This is a genomic window from Phycisphaerales bacterium, assembly GCA_016699835.1.
Lineage (GTDB): Bacteria > Planctomycetota > Phycisphaerae > Phycisphaerales > UBA1924.
The window spans coordinates 3,192,083-3,208,832 of sequence record CP064987.1; the positions used below are offsets into that span (position 1 = coordinate 3,192,083).

Genomic DNA, 16,750 nt, shown 5'->3' on the forward strand with positions numbered 1-16,750 from the left:
TGGTTGGCGTGTGGGTGGATCAGGATCGTGTGCCGTTGCTGGCCGGCCAGAATCGGAGCGTCGCCTGGACGTCGCCGATGGTGGGGGTTTCGTCGTTGGCTTCGGCCGCGAGGGTGGCGAGGCGCGTGCCTGCGGAGGTGTGCGTGGCCTTCACCTGGGCGAGGGCGATGGGGGCGGCGCCGAGCATGGGGCTCACGGTGGAGGAGGTGATCGTGCCCACCGCCCCGGCCCCCCCTCGTGCGGACTTGGCGGAGTTCTCCGCGGGGAAGAGGGCGTCGCCGGCCATCGGGAGGTGCGGCTGGGCCATCGAGGCGGTCGGGGGGGGGGGCGACGGCACGTCGATGGATGGAACTGACATTGGTGGGAGAGATGGGGAGGGGGGGGGGGGGGGGAACTTGAGCGCGACGAGCGTCTGCTTCATCGCGCCGCGGGCGTGCATGCGGGCGACGACCTCCTGGCCGAGGTAGCAGCCCTTCGTCATGCTCACGCGCGTGGCGAGGACGCCGGTCTCGTTGGGGAGGGACTCTGGGCCGAAGTCGATGTTGTAGAGCGGCGTGCCCGCCTCGATGCGGGCGATGTTGAAGGCGTGCCACCCGGCGGGCTTGAGGTGGATGCGAGCGGCGTCGGATGAGGATGCCTCCACTCCCCGGATCGCGCGTTCGAGGCCGGCGCCCTCTTCGCCAATCTCGAGTTCGCCATCGATCGGAAAGGGTGGTGCGATCTCGAGGGCGCGCTCGTGGAAGGCGAGGGCGGCCTCGACGGGGACGAAGAGTTCGACGCCGATCTCGCCGGTGGTGTCGGCGCGGATGGCGACGACGCGGGCGGGCGCAGCGGACTTTGGGGGTGTGAAGTCGAAGGTGATGGCCTTCATTTCGCCGGTGCGCAGCGGGGCGATGGGGCTTGTGTCGATCTCTTCTTCGTCTTCTCCGGCCGCGCTTCTCGCGCCAGGGGTTGCGTCGGCGAGCCGTTCGAGGAGATCGAGGGAGGTCGGACCGTGGAGGGCGAAGCGGTGGAGGCGTTCGCTGAAGTCGATGATCTCGGCGTCGTCCATGACGATGTAGGAGCGGAGGGCCGCGGCGGCGCGAGAGGCGGCGTGGATGTCGACGTCGAGGAGCACGACGCCGTCGCCCGAGTTGACGCCGGCCTTGTTTGCTTCACACCACGGCCTGCTCGCGAGGTTGGCGAGGAGCAGGTCCGCGTCGACGCGCCCCTTGCGATTGAGGACGAAGGAGCGTGCCGCGGCGTTCGTAGGGAAGGCCGCGGGGCGGAGGTCCTGCGTGAGCATTCGGTTGAGGAAGTCGAGCCGGTCGGCGCCCGTGACCATGAGCACGCCGCGGTGGGGAAGGTCGAGGAGGACGCAGCCGCGTCGGAGGGCGGCGTACTCGAGTTCGATGCGGCCGAAGGTCTCGACGACGAGGATCGGCTCGGACGACGGCCCGATACTCGACGGGGCAACAGCGGATTCCGCGGGCGGGCCGTAGATCGCGAGGGAGGCCTCGCGCTCGACGTGGAGAGAGTGGATGGGGCTGGTGCGGGCCATGAGTGTTGAGGGGGACGCGTTTGGTGTCCTTCGGCAGAAGATAGCCGTGCTGGGCGGATCATGAGGTGTGCTACGGTCGGTAATGCGAGCGATTCTCTTTGCGGTTCTGGCTGGGCTTTCGTGGGGCGTGGGGGAGTTGTTCACCAAGAGCGTTCTGAAGACGGGGCAGGTCGGGCCGATGGGTGTGCTGCTGGTGCGGGCACTGGTGACGGTGCCTTTGGCGATCGCGGCGTTTGTGATCGCGACGCGGGTGATGCATGCCGAGACGCAGGCTGATTTCTGGAAGACGGCCGAGTCGCTCACGCTGCGCAAACTCGCGCTCGGGTCGGCGGTCTTCGCGGGGTTCCTGGGAGTGTTCTTTTTCTACCTCGCTCTGGCCCAGCCGGGCGGGGACATCTCGCGGGTGAAGCCGATCGCGTTCACGCTGGCGCCGGCGACCGCCGTGCTGCTGGGGTGGCTGGTGCTCGGTGAGTCGGTGTCGCGAGTCCAGTGGTTCGGCGTCGCAATGGTTCTCGGGGGCGTGGTGCTGGTGACAGTGGGGCACAAGAGTGGGGCTGGTGCCGCCACCACGCAGAGTTCAAGCGGGCAATCCGTTCGGTCTTTGGACCCATCGGCGAGGGTTGACCCCTAGTTTCCAGCGAACAGGGGCGACCTGCCGATCTAGGAAACGATGGGAAGCGCAAGAAAAGCAGTGGCCGCGCGCGCGTCCGGCTCTACGAAGGGAGCCGGGCGAAGGGCGAGGTCGTCAACAGTTGGTGGGGGCGGGGTTGATTGGAACCTCGTGGGCCAACGGCTGTTCCTGATCGCGCTCATTGGGGCGTGGGTCTTTGTCGTCGGGAGCCTGATCGGGTTCAATGCCGGTGATCCGCCGACGCATCTGGTCTCGCCCGCGAACAACCCGGTCAAGAACTGGTGCGGCGGCGTAGGGGCGTGGACCGCGTATCACATGATCTGGGTGCTTGGTGCCGGGGCGTATGTGCTTGTGGGAGTCGTGGGGATCGGGCTGTTCTGGGCGCTGGTCTCGGAGCCGGGGCGCGGGTTCTGGCGCGAGATCGCGAACGTGGCAGTGCGGGCGTTGGGATTGTCCTTGATGGTGGCGGCGGTGGCGTCGGCGCAGGCGCTGCTCTTCCCGAGTAGCGGGCCTTTCCCCGGGCTGGCCGGTGGCAAGGTCGGCGTGGTGGCGATGGCGGAGTTGGTGCAGCGGTTCGGCACTTTGGGCAGCGGGATCATCGCGATGCTGGCGCTCATCGTCGGCGCGGTCGTGTGCCTCGATCAGTGGATCATCGCGCTGGCCTCGTGGGGATGGCGTGTGACGCGCGAGCGCGGGGCGCCGGCGTTGGCGGCGGGCGCTTCGACAGCGGGGACGATGGGCGTCCGCGCGGGTGCGGTGGCGATCAATGCCGGTGGACGTAGCGCGGGCGGATTGTGGAAAGGCTTTACGAGTCTCTTCGCGGGGCGGAAGAGCCGCTCGCCGCTGCTGGTTCGCACGGATGATCTGGATGACCAGCGTTCGCTGGCGAATGGCGTGGGCGCGCCTACGCGACGCCGACGGGGCAAGTCGCTTGATGATCTCGTCTCGACGATCCAGGGCACGGACGAGGTGGATGAGGAAGAGACGCTCGACCGCGATGAGATCGGCGAGGCGCGAGTGCCGCACGATCTCCGTGAGGTGTCGGTTATGGCCGACGACTCCGACGAAGAGAGCCATGACGACGCCGATGGGGCCGAGGAAGCATCGAGCGATACGGCTCCCGCGGCCAAGGGGACGACGACGGAGGAACTCCGGGCGAAGATCGCGAAGTTGCCGGTGGTCTTCGGGCAGAAGGACAAGCAGATCGCGACGGATGCGGATCTGTCTGGGCTGAGGTCGCAGGACGGCTCTGAGGAAGAAGCGGGCGAGCAGAACGCGCCGGCTGCGGCGATGGCGCAGCGAGCGCAGGACGAGAATGCGACGCCGGTGCCTCCCGCGCCGCCGCCGAAGCCGTATCAGTTCCCAGGGCTGGATCTGCTGGAGAACCCGGAGGAGAACTTCAATCTGAAACTCGAGGAGTACGTCCGTGAGCAGGCGGCGGCCTTGGAGTCGGCGCTGGAGCAGTACCGCATCGATGGCAATGTCGTCGGCATCGAGTCTGGCCCGGTGATCACGCTGTTTGATGTACGTCTGGCGCCCGGGACGAAGGTGGCGCAGATCCAGGCCGTCAGCAGCGACATCGCGCGGGCGCTCAAGGCGATCAACATCCGCATCGTGCCGAACCAGGCCGGGCGCGACACCATTGGCATCGAGGTTCCCAACGCGCACAAGGAGAAGGTGCGTCTCAAGGAACTCATGAGCCAGACGGATCTGACGGAGAAGATGCGTCTGCCGATGTTCCTGGGGAAGGACGCGAGCGGGCAGCCGCTGATCGCGGACCTGACGCAGATGCCGCACATGCTGATCGCGGGCACGACAGGCTCTGGCAAGAGCGTGTGCATGAACACGATCATCATGAGTTTCCTGTACACGAAGAAGCCGAGCGAACTGAAACTCGTGCTGGTGGACCCGAAGATGGTCGAGATGTCGCAGTTCCGCGACATCCCGCACCTGATGTGCCCGGTCGTGACGGAGATGGGCAAGGCCGCGGCAATTCTCGAGTGGGCGACGGTGAAGATGGATGAGCGGTACGAGTTGCTCGCCGAGGCGGGATGCCGGGACATCGCCTCGTACAACGACCTTCCCTTCGACGAACTCAAGGAGCGGCTGGGCGTCACGACTCCCGAGCAGGAGGCGAAGGTCCCTCGCAAGTTGCCCTACATGGTCTTCATCATCGACGAACTCGCCGATCTCATGATGACGGCGAAGGAGGTCGAGAGCCACATCATCCGCATCGCGCAGAAGGCACGAGCGGTGGGAATTCACCTGATTCTGGCGACGCAGCGTCCGCAGGCGAACGTGGTGACGGGGCTGATCAAGGCGAATATGCCTTGTCGCATCGCGTTCAAGGTGGCGAGCGGGATGGACTCGCGGATCGTGCTCGACCAGAAGGGCGGCGAGTTGCTCTTGGGACATGGCGACATGCTCTTCCTCTCGCCGCGCTCGAGCAAACTCACGCGGTCGCAGGGGACGCTGGTGGACGATCTGGAGATCCGGCGCGTCGTGCGGTTCATGCGGGACATCGCCGGGCCTTCATTCGAGCGGCAACTGTTGCAGATTCGTCGCAGCGAGGACGGCTCGGGCCTGGGCAACCTCAACGACGAGGACCGCATCCTCCAGAGCCAGAACAACTCGTCGGCGTCGCTGGCGGCGGCGCAGGAGGATCCGCTCTTCCCGCGGGCCGTGGAGATCGTGCTGGAGACGCGTCGCGGGAGCGTGAGTTTGCTCCAGCGGCGGCTGGCGATCGGATACACACGGGCGAGCCGCCTGATCGACCTTATGGGGATCGCGGGGATCATCTCCGATCACAAGGGGTCGGTCGCGCGGGATGTGCTGATCACGATCGACGATTGGGAGACGATGAAGCGGTTGGCGAAGGAGCAGGGCGGTTCGCTCGAGGCCGACGGGCCCGACAAGAACGCGAGGCTCTTTGACGATTCATCCTCTGGTTCGGACGACGCCGAGGCGGCCATGGAAGACGATTCGGTTGAGGACGAGGAGGAAGTCGAGGCCACGATCGACGACGAACACGAATCGGCGGAGATCGAGGACACGGACGACTCCGGCTCGGATGATGGGGATGAGGAGTCGGAGGAGGACGCCGACGAGGAAGATGGGCCGGAGTTTGTCTCTGAGGACGAGGAGTACGAGTACGGCGAGGAGGAGGAGGAGACTCCTCTTGGGCGAGATCGAGAGTGAGGCGAGGCGGTGGCGTCGATCGGGGTTGGTTTGGTATTGGGGCGAAGATATGGGATTGGTGGAATCGTTGCACGCGTGTCACCAAGTAGGTGATTGGAGTCCGCGAGCGAGAAGCGTGTTGCTGGCGTGAGCGGTGTGTTGGCGCGGCCTTTGGAACAGCCCAGAGTGTTTTGAGGACACTTGGCTCCCGGCGGCGACTACTGTTGACTGAATGCTTCGTGATGCGGGCGCATCCGCATGCTCACGACGGACGCTTTGCCCTCTTGTAGGGCTTCCAGAAAGGGACGGAACAGATGATCGGTATGCGAACGAACTCGGGATTCTCGATGAAGTTGGCGGTTGTTCTTGGGCTGCTCTCGGGGGCGAGTTGTGGTCTTGCCGACCTTCCCAAGGCGTTGGACCTTGTCCCTGGGGACTCGCCGATCGTGCTGAGCGTTCGGAACGTTGGGCAGTTCAAGGATCGCGTGCAAGGGCTGATGGAGACACTCAAGGTCCCCCAGGATGAACTCGACGGGTTCGGCGATCTGGAAGAGGCGATGGCGCTTCCGGGGATTCATCGCGGCGGCTCGATGGCGATGGTCATCTATCCACCCGAGAAGATCGCGAATCCTGAGGAGGACGGCATGGTCGAGGATAAGGCGCGGGCCTCGTTTATCCTCATTCCCGTGACCGACTATGCGGCGTTCGTGACGGCCGGCGGAGGTGATCCGAACGCGGCGACGAGCGAGATCACGTTCGGTGAGTTTACGTCGCAGATCCGCAAGGCCGGTGACTCGTTCGCGGTGATCTGCGACAATGCGGAAGACCTGGCGAAGTTTGTTCCGGCGTCGGGGCAGATCGGGGTGCACGGCACGACATTGGGGCGCGTGGGGATGCGGATCGCGGACGCGAGCGACGCGTTTGTCTATGCGAATATGGGACCACTCCGCCCGCTTCTCGAGAAGGGCATCGCCGAGGGGCGACAGGCGATGAAGGAGCAGGCCGAGAATCCGGAGATGGGCGAGATGATGGCGGGCGGGGTGGACATGGTGGAGATGATGGGGTCGGTGTTTGATATCGGTGAGACGCTCGTCCGTGACGCCCAGGCGGCGGTGATTGGGATGAAACTCACGGACGCGGCCGGGGCGATGGACTTTGGCATCCAGTTCACGACAGGCTCCGAGACGGCCGGATTTTTCAACAGCGCGGGTGACTCGTCGTCGCTGCTGGGGATGCTGCCCAACCAGCCGTTCGTCGCGGCATACTCGATGGACATGCACGACGCGAACCTCAAGCGAGCGATGACCAAGTGGCTCGAGTTCAGCCGGCAGTTTCAGGGAGAGGTATCGGCGCTCTCGTTCGGCTTTGGGCCCGAGATCATCGCGCTCGCCGATGGTCAGGCCGCCACGCTCGGGACGGTCGATCTTTCCAATGGGCTATTCTCCAAGTGGAGCCAGATCTACGTCTCCAAGGATCCGAAGGCGCTCCGCTCGGCGTTCATGAACGTCGCGAAGCAGATGGACGGCGCGACCCAGCAGGGCATGACGTTCAGAACCACCTATTCCGCCGAGACCAAGGAGATCGCCGGTCGCATGGCCGACGTCTGGACCATGGGCATGGACGTGGACCCCGAGAGCGAGATGGCGATGGCCATGCAGATGGTCGGGCCGATGCTCTTTGGGCCCGAGGGTCAGATGAAGGGGTACGCGGCGACGTTCAAGAAGGGGCTGGCCTTCACGATGTCGCCGAACACACCCCTGCTCACCGCGACCATCGAGGCGGCCGAGGGCGGCCCGGGGCTGGGCCTCAATGCCGACGTCGCGAAGGTCGCAGAGATGCTTCCCAAGGGGCGCACGATGGAGATGTACCTCGGCACGCGTGAGATCACCCAGTCCATCCACGACGCGATGATGGCGTTCATGGGCGAGGCGCCCTTCGAGGTCCCCGAGAAACTCTCGCCGGTTGGGTTCGGCGCGACCACGAATGACGGCGGGATGCACATGCGGATCGTGTTGCCCAGCGACGTGCTAGCCTTCATGAGCGAGATGATGCAGCAGTTCGACGGGCCTGGGATGGAGGACGAGATGGACGCCGAGCCGGCCGAGCCCGCGGGCGCGCCGAGGTTCTGAACCCTACACCATCTCGTGGGGCAGGCGGCCCGCCTGCCTTCTACTCAATCTACATACTTCACCTCTTCACGACAGCACATCACCAACGAAAAACGCGGAAGCCAACCTCGCTTCCGCGTTTGTTTTTTGTGCGGCGCGTTCCCTGAACCTTTCGGTTTGGGAATCGGTCTCGATTCAGTTCGCGAAGTGGGCGAAGGCGCGGTTGGCCTCGGCCATGCGGTGCGTCTGCTCGCGGGTGTTCATGGCCTTGCCTTCCTTCTTTGCCGCGTTGTACAACTCGTCGGCAAGTCGGGCGGCGACGGGGCGGCCTCGCTCGCCGCGGACGGCCTCGAGGATCCAGCGGAAGGCCAGCGACTGCTGACGCTTGCGGTTGACCTGCATCGGCACCTGGTAGTTCGCACCGCCGATGCGCTTGCTGCGCACCTCGACGAAGGGCTTCACGTTCTCGATCGCCATGCGGAAGATATCGATCGCCTCCTTGGGGGCGGCGGGGTCGGTCTCCTTGGCGAGTTTGCCCTGGATGTTCTCGAGCGCGTCATAGACGACTCGCTGGGCGACGGATTTCTTGCCGTCGTACATGATGCAGTTGATGAAGCGGGAGAGGACCAAATCGCCGTGACGGGGATCTGGCTTCAACTGCGTGGGAGCGGCGGTAAAACTCTTGCGGCCCATTCTCGAAACTCCTTGGCTGGGCGGGGTGGAAAATTCCATCCCGCGTCACTGTTCACCGCGCCGGTCCGGGCTCCCATTGAAGTGGGGGAATTCGGTCGCGATTACTGCCTCTTGGCCCCGCCACGTCGGCGAGACCTCCGATTGTCGAAACTCGAAACTCAGCGGGCGATCGTTTCCGACCGCCCGTGATTGGATGCTGTGTGTTTGAGGGCTTAGCTCGCCTTGCCGCGCTTCGCGCCGTACTTCGAGCGTCCCTGCTTGCGGCCGTCGACGCCCTTGCAGTCGATGGCGCCGCGGACGATGTGGTAGCGAACACCGGGAAGGTCACGCACGCGGCCGCCTCGGACGAGGACGATCGAGTGCTCCTGCAGGTTGTGCCCTTCGCCACCGATGTACGCCGAGATCTCCTTGCCGTTGGAGAGGCGGACCTTGGCGATCTTTCGGAGGGCCGAGTTGGGCTTCTTGGGTGTGGTGGTCTTGACGACGAGGCACACGCCACGCTTCATCGGGGCGAGATCGAGTTCACGCACCTTCGACTTGGCGGTCGAGGCGGAGCGTGGCTTGCGGACGAGTTGGTTGATCGTGGGCATGGTCGGTTCTGGCTCAGGCTTCTGTGGATCAGGGACAGATCGATCGGGGCAACCGCCCGGCAACCCGAACACGTCGGGGCAAGCCGGGTAGGGTCGGAATAGTAGCGGTTCCCGGCGGGAGGGCAATGGCGGGTGAGAGCACGAGATCGACTACACGGTCACGGTTTGGGCAGAGTTAGGGTGTCGGCTTGCCATCAGTCCAAGTTCTTGAACCTCTGCCCCGTTTCACCAAAAGTTAATCCTTTCCTCAGTGTCCGTTCTTCGCCGCCTACCAGACTTTGGTGCCTTTCGGCGTAAAAGGTTGAACGGGCGTTCGGGCCACAAGATGCCCCACATGCTGAAGTCCGGCGAAACGGAGTAGGGGGCGGGTTTCGGCGGCGCGAGTTCAGCGCCATGCCCCCATTCAACTGTACGATCTCGATATGACCTTCAACGGCCAACCCGTGTCTCTCACGCCCTACAAAATGATTGCCGTTGGCATACTCGTTTTCTCGCTCACCGCGTGGCTGATCCACGACGAACGAACCGGGTCACTTCTTGCCACGATGACGCCGGCATCGTTCGAGGCTTCATCAGGTACCGGTGAGTATTCCGATGCTGGACACGAGGCTCTGCTCAACGGGTTGTCCAATGAACATGATGCGGCACCCATGGCGTCGACGCTCCGTCTTCTCAGGACGCGTGAGTCTCGACAATCGTTGGAGAACGACGCGCCGCTCGAGGCGACGTTCGTCGGTACCGAAGGAGGCCCGCCGCACGGCAACTGGCTCGCCATGGACCTGACGCTCGAGAACGTGCCCGCAAAATCTCGACTTGTGAGCGTGGAGATCGTCTCGGCGAGCGTCATGGACGACATCGGCACAGATCTCCTTGCGGCGATGGTCAAGGATGTGGGCGCCAACCCGAAATCGTGGACCGATCGCTCGCTCCTGATGCACGACACAGCACCCTCGGTTCGATGGTTTGTCGCTGTGCCGCCGCGTCGGGCCCGCACGATCGACGCGACGCTCATCGTGAGGATGCGAGTCGCGGCATCAAAGGAGACCATCGTGCTGGCACCGACGAGTACATGGACCAAGATCGAGAGTCCATCGCTCGAAGGATTGAGCGCGGAAGCACGCTGGTCCAGCCCGTCTGGCATGGGACCATATTTGGATATTCGTCCGCGCGGCGTTGAAGAACTGGTCTACTTCATCGCTCCACGCCCGCCGCAGTTCAGGGGTAGGGCCCACTACACGAGCGCCGATCGAATCGGGACGCAGTTCCTCCTCGCCAAGGGCACTCCCGAGGGGGCGGATGTTACTCTGCAGATTCTCGCCGACATCACGACCGTCGAGGCGACGCTCACGCTTAACGGGCACGCACTTCCGGGAGAGTGAGCGGTTAGACGATGCGGATGTGCGCCACGTGTTCCGAGTCAGGATTGCCACGGACCCGGTCGCGTCGTCGATTGGACTCGCGCCGCCCGCTGCCTACTCCACCTCCGCCTCCACCAGCCCCGCCAGCATCTCCAGCGATTCCTGCCATCCCAGTGTGCAGATCTCGACCGGGATGATGCTGGGGATCTTTTCTTGCGTGATGATGACTTCCGTCCCGCACGAGACCGGCCGCAGCGTCGTCGTCACGCGCATCTCGCCGGGAAGGTTGGGGTCGTCGAAGCGGTCGGTGACGACGATCTTCTCGTTCTCGACGAGTTCGACGTACGTCCCGCCGAAGGAGTGCGTCATGCCGGACCCGAGGCTGGCGAAGGACATGCGGTAGGTGCCGCCGACTTTGGCCTCGTGCGAGTGCACCTCGCCGACGTATCCATGCGGCGGCATCCACTTCACCATCGCTCGCGGATCGATGAACGCCTTGTAGACGCGCGACGCCGGGGCCTTGAGGACGCGGTGGAGGCGGACGGTGTTGCCGGTGGTCATGAGGGGAGGGTAGGGGTGGGGGGAGTGAGCAGGTGAAGAGGTGAAGAGGAGAGGACTTGACGTCGACTGTTTCGTGTGTGTTTAGCCGCAGCCAAGATCCATGATGAAGTCGGATTCTGGCCGTACACGCTCCAAGGGCAGTGCCAGTTCTTTCGCGACGAGCGCCCGGGTTTCTTCCAGTATGCGAACTTGGGCGAGGAGTCTCTCGCCGGCGCTTGTGCATCCGTTGTGTGTGTAGACTGGTGCGACGGCTCGTGCGAGGTCGTCCAGGGTCTCGATCCCGAGGGGAAGATGCGTTGAGAGCCTCGCGTTGGCAATGCACAAGGCCGCGATCCAGATGAGCAGAACAGAAATCGAGAATGAGAGCGAGGTTGCCCCAAATGCGACCCATGACGCCACAAAGAACAGTACAAAGAGAAACACGGAAACTCCTGAAACCCAGAGCATCACCCCATCAACTCGAGGGCTGGCGATCAGTGTCGGGATTCTCCGGTTGGATTTTCGGAGCACCTTCCACGCTCGCCGTCGTCGAGATGGGAAGACCTCGTCAACACGCGTTCCGGGCCGAATGTTGCGGCGCCCGAGCCCCGTCATGGTGGCGATCTGACGTCGGAGTTCGAAGAACTCGTGCATGGTCGGGCACACGCTGGAGGACCGGGGAAGTCGCGACCAGATCAGGGCCGAGAGATCCGCGACCGTTCGCACGTGCTCGAGTTCCGCATCCGGCAGCGAGACACCGAATCGGTCCTCGGCCTCCATGACCATCTCGACGACTTCGAGCCCCATGCGTTCATGGTATCGCCGAGTGCTCAACGTCCGCTGCCACTGTGCACCAACGATTCGCTCGCACGGATGGGCGTTTCGTCGTTCGATGTGTTTGGAGGGCCTGCTTCGCGGTAACCAGGGTTGTTCCACGAGGAAGAGCGTGGAAGCCGGCGGAGAACGGGCAAGTGGGCGATACTGGACTCGAACCAGTGACCTCTTCCATGTCAAGGAAGCGCGCTAGCCAACTGCGCTAATCGCCCGGGTTGTGGCCGACGGTCTTTGGTGTGTGGGTGCCAAGCAGGGCAGGGCAAAGACACACGCCTTGGATCGGCGGGGCGGATTATACCGCTTCTGGGTCGGCATGCCAGAGGCGTGTTGTTGGTCCATGGAAGGGCGGGCGGACCTCCAAGAATACCGGCGTTCCCCGTGAAGGAAACGCCGGTGAAGGATTCGTTGGCATGCACCTGCGCGGAGTCAGGCGGTGCATGTCGAAGGTTTCGAGTTAGCGGCGACGACGCGCCGTGAGGAGACCGCCGAGGCCGAGGAGGGCCAAGGCACCGGGGGCGGGGATCATCGTGCGGACGACGATGCCCTGATTGGTGCCGGTAGCGCCATTGATCGTGAAGGAGGCCCAGCCCGCGTCGGAAAGGGCGTTGTTGCCTCCCTCGCCGTTGGCGGACAGGTTCTGGTTGAAGCCGGAGGCGGTGAGGCCGAAGTAGGAGTCTCCCTCGCGGCAGACGAGCATGAGGCCCTCGACCGGATCCCAGGCCCAGAGGCTGCGATCGCTGGCGGTCGTGACGCCCGCACCTGTCATGGTGGAGACAAAGAGGATCTGGTTCTGGTTGTTCATGACGACGTTCTGGGGCGTGCCGAAGAACGCATCGGTGATGCCCGGGACGGCCATGCCCTCCTGAACGATCAGAGAATCGGAGGCGCCGCTCACGTCGGAGAGCCAGAGGCCCGAGTCGTTGGCGGCGGTGATGCCGGCGAGGGCATCCTGGACGAGCGTGCCGGCCCAGGCGACCTTGTTGTTGTTGTTGATGTTGAAATCGTTGATGGAGAATGAGTTCAACGCCGCGCCCGCGACGCCGGGGGCCGAATCGCCCTCGCGCTTGAAGATGGACGTGGTGCTGCTGCTGCTGTCATAGGCAAAGACGGCGGTGTCGTTGGTGGTGGTGACGCCCGTGCCGGCGAGTGAACCCGCGGGGAAGAAGATGCCGACGCCGTTGTTGTTGAGGGACTGGCGGCCCGTGGAGAAGATCGGGAAGAGCGTGCTGGTGGAGACGGGGTAGGTGAGGTCGCCGACACCTGTGGCGCCGCCCTCGCGAGCGAAGGTCGTGAGGGACGAGCCGTTCCAGAAGTTCATGATGCCGTCATTCGACGTCGTGACGGAGCCGGTGACCTTGAGGCCGCCGATCTGCATGACTTGGCCCGAGCCGTTGAGGAAGGCGGTGCCGATAGAGTTGTGCTGCTCGCCGCCGCCGAGGCCCGCGTCATCCCCGCGACGCATGATGAGTGTGGCGCCGGTGGGGCTCATGACGTACATGCCGGAGTCGTTGGTGCCCACGGCCCCGGTGTCGCCGACGTTCGCCGTGAACGACGAGTTGACGAGGGTCTGGCCCGCGTTGTTCATGCGGTTCATGCTCCCGGAGGTCGAGTCCGGGGCCGAGGAGAAGACGGCGCCGGCAGTGCCTGGCGCGGTCTGGCGCTGACGCGCGGTCAGGGCGAGGGAACCGGCGGGGCCCGTCCAGATGAAACGGTTGTCCGAATTGGTGCCGCTTGAGGTGATCGTGCCGCCGGTTCCGGTCCCGCCGAGCCAGAGATTGCCGTTGGGGCTTGTGGAGAGCGAGTTGGTTTGGAACGTGGTGACGATGGCGCCTGGGCCGCCGGAGTTCGAGTTGTCGGGGGTGGCGCTGACGCCCTCGCGGACCATAAGGCTGACCGAGCCAGGGCCGCCGAAGAAGTAGCCCTCGTCGTTCGAGGTCGCCGTGACGACGGTTCCGTCGTTATTCATGCGCCCGCGGAAGGAGACCATGCCGTTGTTGTCGATGGTCGGGGCCTGGAAGCCCGAAGTCGAGGTGAACCACGTCGCGCCAGCGACACCCGGAACCGCGTCGCTGGTCCGCATGATCTGATCAAGGAAAATGGGGCCGGCGTGGGCGAGACCGCTCGCCATGCCAACCACGCCGATCATCGTCGCGATACGAATCTTCATTACGTCTCTCCTCCCGGCCGTTCTGTGGCCGTTGTCATTTGGGCGGAACCGCCCAGGTCATGTCTCTCGAGGCCGTTAGACCTCACGTCATCAAAATCGTACAACAAGTTTCCGAATGGCACAAGAGCAATGTGGAGTTTTCTCTAGAGAAAGTGTGGCCTAGTGAAAACACTGGGCTGGCTCGGCGATGTGGATATCACCGCACCTAGGGCGAAAAACAGAGTCTCGATATCAATTTGGGGGAAATGGGCAGAGCCGGACTTGAACCGGCGACCCTCGCATTTTCAATGCGATGCTCTACCAACTGAGCTACCTGCCCGGCTAGGAGGCGTGGCCTCGAAGCGGTCCCAAGCGTAGGCGAGGCCGAACGCCCGTCAACCCCGCCATGGTTGATCGGGTCGGCTAGCATGGGTTGTGACGCCCCATCCAGCCGCGCTTCTCGACGTCAAGGACCTCAAGACCCATTTCCCGATCCGCTCGGGCGTGCTGCAGCGCGTGACGGGGTGGGTGAAGGCTGTGGACGGCGTGTCGTTCGAGATCGAGCGGGGCGAGACGTTGGGTCTCGTCGGCGAGTCGGGGTGTGGGAAGACCACCGTCGGGCGATCCATCCTGCGTCTCATTCCGCCCACTGGCGGCGATGTGCACTTTGATGGGGAGGATGTGCTCTCGTCGCGTGGACCGCGGCTCAAGGCGCTGCGGCGGAAGATGCAAATCATCTTCCAAGATCCTGGGTCTTCGTTGAATCCGCGGATGCGCATCGGATCGATCCTGGCCGAGCCGTTGATCGTGCACGGGATGGGCGGGCCCAAGGACGAACTGCGGCAGCACGTCGAGGAGTTGCTTGTTCGATGCGGCATGCCGCGTGCGGCGGCGGACCGGTATCCGCACGAGTTCAGCGGCGGGCAGCGTCAGCGGATTGGCATCGCGCGGGCGCTGGCGCTCAAGCCGAGTTTCATCGTGTGCGACGAGCCGACGAGCGCGCTGGATGTGTCGATCCAGGCGCAGATCATCAATCTCTTGTCGGATCTGCAGAATGAGTTCGGATTGTCGTACCTGTTCATCAGCCACGACATGAGCGTGATCCAGCACGTGTGCAAGCGGATCGCGGTCATGTACAAGGGCAAGATCGTGGAGATGGGCGAGCGCGACCAGATCCTGCACGACGCGAAGCATCCATACACCAAGGCGCTCCTGAGCGCGGTGCCCGTCGCCGATCCCAGGCGCACGCGTGAGAGGATCGTGTTTGAGGGGATGGCGAGTTAGACGCGTCTTCAGCCGCCGATGGCGGACATTGGGCGGGTGGGCTGTTTGAACGACGACGATCGGATGCCGTGGCCGGGTTGCTTGCGCCACGTCGCGTCGAGGAGGATCGTGGCGAGATCGTCGTCGGATGCGCCCGCGCGGAGGGCGGACTTCAGGTCGTACTCGGTGGTCGAGAAGAGGCAGGGGCGGACCATGCCATCGGCGGTGATGCGGAGGCGGCTGCACGCGCCGCAGAAGGCGCGCGTGACCGGAGCGATGACGCCGACGGTGCCTGTGTTTGACGATGGAGCGTCGGCGAAGGCGTAGCGCTCGCTGGTGGCGCTGTCGCACTCGCGGTCGATGGGGACGAGCGGCCAGACTCGCGAGACTCGTTCAAGGATCTCATCGGCGGAAACGAGACGGGATTCATCCCAGGCCCGGGCGGAATCGAGGGGCATGGCCTCGATGAAGCGGACATCGATGGGGTATCGGCGGGCGAGGGCCGCGATGTCGGCGACCTCGTCCTCGTTGAATCCGCGCATCACGACGGCGTTGACTTTGACCGGCGTAAGCCCGGCGTCGATGGAATGCTCGATCCCCCGGAGGATGTCATCAGGAGTGCTCGTGCTGCGTGTGAGCCTTGCAAAGCGATCGGGGCGGAGGCTGTCGAGGCTGATGGTGATTCTGGACAAGCCGGCCGACTTCCACGCGGCGAGCGAGCGAGGCGTGAGAAGCGAGCCGTTGGTGGTGATGGCGATGTCGCGAACGCCGAGGGAGGCGATGCGGGAGATGATCTCGGTGAGTCGTGGGTGGACGGTCGGCTCGCCTCCGGTGAGGCGTATTTTGGTGACGCCGAGGGAGACGCAGACGCGGGCAACGCGTTCGAGTTCTTCGGGGCTGAGGAGCGTGGAGGCTAAGGCGAAGCGAACATCCGGCTCCATGCAGTAGACGCAGCGGAAGTTGCAGCGATCGGTGATGCTGAGGCGGAGTTCGTGGATGGTGCGGCCATGGGAGTCGATGAGTCGATCCCGCTGGAGAGGCCTCGAATGAGATGGGCTATCTACGTTTGGATCAATGTCCGAACGCGTGAGGCGTGACTCATCCAGAAGAGGGAGGGCGTAACTCATGACGCCTTCCCGGCGGCGAGTTCTTCGCGACGCTGTTCGAGCCAGGTCCGCCACTTGGGGCTGAGCGATCGGCACTCCAGGGCGCGAGCGATCCGCTCAGCGTTGTCGTTCTCGAAAAATCGGATGCGGACCACCTCGGCGACGCTGAGATGGGCGGCGTCGGCACGAGTCTGGCGGATGGTATCGCCGGCGCGGACGCGGCCCTCTTGGATCACCCGGGCGTAGAACCCGACGTGGTGGGACTCGAGGAATCGCTTGGGGAACTCCATGTCGCCCATGGCGATCCCGAGCATGGAGCAGGGTGTGCGCGGCATGCTGACCTCGATCTCGGCGCCTTCGGTGCCGACCGCGAATCGATCGCCGATGTGGACCATGGTGTCGCTCATGCCCTCGAGCGTGAGATTCTCGCCAAAGATGCCCGGCGAGAGATGAAGAGGCGTGCCGATGGACGCGGGGAGCGGCGCTCCGGATTCCCATCGCTCGTAGACATCGCGGTCGATGCAGTAGACCGCCATTTCGGGGCCGCCGTGGTTTTTGGTGTCGGCGACATAATCGCCCTCGACGCCTGTGGCGGTGAGGCGGACGGGATTGGCGGTGGGTTTCTTGAAGATCCCGGTGGATGTGGGCTTGCCGCGCTGCTCGACGGTCTTGGGGACGGCGATATTGACGGACACAACTCGCATGGCGCACTCTGCTCGAAAGGACAGTATACTGAACGTGTGCGGGCCGCACGCGAATCGGCG

13 protein-coding genes and 2 tRNA genes are annotated in these 16,750 nt (G+C 64.2%); 5 read left to right on the forward strand and 10 right to left on the reverse strand.

The window, feature by feature from the left end:
* Positions 1 to 19 precede the first annotated feature (19 nt).
* Positions 20 to 1,540, reverse strand: coding sequence for an aminomethyl transferase family protein (locus IPK69_13235; GenBank protein ID QQS08921.1), 1,521 nt, complete (start codon positions 1,538 to 1,540; stop codon positions 20 to 22).
* An 82-nt stretch (positions 1,541 to 1,622) separates the two neighbouring features.
* On the opposite strand from IPK69_13235, the gene IPK69_13240 reads away from it, so the two are divergent.
* From IPK69_13240 to IPK69_13250, 3 genes are all read left to right on the forward strand, one after another.
* Complete coding sequence (locus tag IPK69_13240) at positions 1,623 to 2,171, forward strand: EamA family transporter (protein QQS08922.1); 549 nt, start codon at positions 1,623 to 1,625, stop codon at positions 2,169 to 2,171.
* 150 nt (positions 2,172 to 2,321) lie between these two features.
* A complete protein-coding gene (locus IPK69_13245) occupies positions 2,322 to 5,369 on the forward strand; it encodes a DNA translocase FtsK 4TM domain-containing protein (GenBank protein QQS08923.1) in 3,048 nt (1,015 codons plus the stop codon).
* Between the two features lie 302 nt (positions 5,370 to 5,671).
* Positions 5,672 to 7,477, forward strand: a complete 1,806-nt coding sequence (locus IPK69_13250) for a hypothetical protein (GenBank protein ID QQS08924.1) — start codon at positions 5,672 to 5,674, stop codon at positions 7,475 to 7,477.
* 174 nt (positions 7,478 to 7,651) lie between these two features.
* On the opposite strand, the gene rpsG is transcribed toward IPK69_13250, so the two are convergent.
* Together rpsG and IPK69_13260 are read right to left on the reverse strand one after the other, a co-directional pair.
* Complete coding sequence (gene rpsG, locus IPK69_13255; GenBank protein ID QQS08925.1) at positions 7,652 to 8,149, reverse strand: 30S ribosomal protein S7; 498 nt, start codon at positions 8,147 to 8,149, stop codon at positions 7,652 to 7,654.
* Positions 8,150 to 8,361: 212 nt separating this feature from the next.
* The gene (locus IPK69_13260; protein QQS08926.1) at positions 8,362 to 8,739 is read right to left on the reverse strand and encodes a 30S ribosomal protein S12; all 378 of its coding nucleotides are present in this window, start codon (positions 8,737 to 8,739) and stop codon (positions 8,362 to 8,364) included.
* Between the two features lie 422 nt (positions 8,740 to 9,161).
* Here IPK69_13260 and IPK69_13265 point away from each other — a divergent pair, with 422 nt between their 5' ends.
* Positions 9,162 to 10,118, forward strand: a complete 957-nt coding sequence (locus tag IPK69_13265) for a hypothetical protein (GenBank protein QQS08927.1) — start codon at positions 9,162 to 9,164, stop codon at positions 10,116 to 10,118.
* Positions 10,119 to 10,211: 93 nt separating this feature from the next.
* Here the strand turns inward: IPK69_13265 and IPK69_13270 are convergent, their stop codons facing one another.
* The 5 genes from IPK69_13270 to IPK69_13290 form a co-directional block, all read right to left on the reverse strand.
* Positions 10,212 to 10,658, reverse strand: coding sequence for an SRPBCC family protein (locus IPK69_13270; GenBank protein ID QQS08928.1), 447 nt, complete (start codon positions 10,656 to 10,658; stop codon positions 10,212 to 10,214).
* A gap of 81 nt (positions 10,659 to 10,739) precedes the next feature.
* Positions 10,740 to 11,168: a hypothetical protein gene (locus IPK69_13275; protein ID QQS08929.1), complete on the reverse strand. Its 429-nt coding sequence runs from the start codon at positions 11,166 to 11,168 to the stop codon at positions 10,740 to 10,742.
* Between the two features lie 441 nt (positions 11,169 to 11,609).
* Positions 11,610 to 11,683 (reverse strand) — tRNA-Val (locus IPK69_13280).
* 242 nt (positions 11,684 to 11,925) lie between these two features.
* Entirely contained in the window at positions 11,926 to 13,638 is a 1,713-nt protein-coding gene (locus tag IPK69_13285) for a hypothetical protein (protein QQS08930.1), read from the reverse strand.
* A gap of 246 nt (positions 13,639 to 13,884) precedes the next feature.
* Positions 13,885 to 13,957 (reverse strand) — tRNA-Phe (locus IPK69_13290).
* Positions 13,958 to 14,052: 95 nt separating this feature from the next.
* Between IPK69_13290 and IPK69_13295 the strand changes: the two genes are divergently transcribed.
* Positions 14,053 to 14,901: an ABC transporter ATP-binding protein gene (locus IPK69_13295; GenBank protein QQS08931.1), complete on the forward strand. Its 849-nt coding sequence runs from the start codon at positions 14,053 to 14,055 to the stop codon at positions 14,899 to 14,901.
* Positions 14,902 to 14,909: 8 nt separating this feature from the next.
* Here the strand turns inward: IPK69_13295 and moaA are convergent, their stop codons facing one another.
* On the reverse strand, positions 14,910 to 16,007 hold the full coding sequence (gene moaA / locus IPK69_13300; protein ID QQS08932.1) for a GTP 3',8-cyclase MoaA: 1,098 nt from the start codon (positions 16,005 to 16,007) through the stop codon (positions 14,910 to 14,912).
* Complete coding sequence (locus tag IPK69_13305; GenBank protein ID QQS08933.1) at positions 16,004 to 16,690, reverse strand: MOSC domain-containing protein; 687 nt, start codon at positions 16,688 to 16,690, stop codon at positions 16,004 to 16,006. The genes moaA and IPK69_13305 overlap by 4 nt, the downstream gene beginning before the upstream one ends.
* Positions 16,691 to 16,750 lie beyond the last annotated feature (60 nt).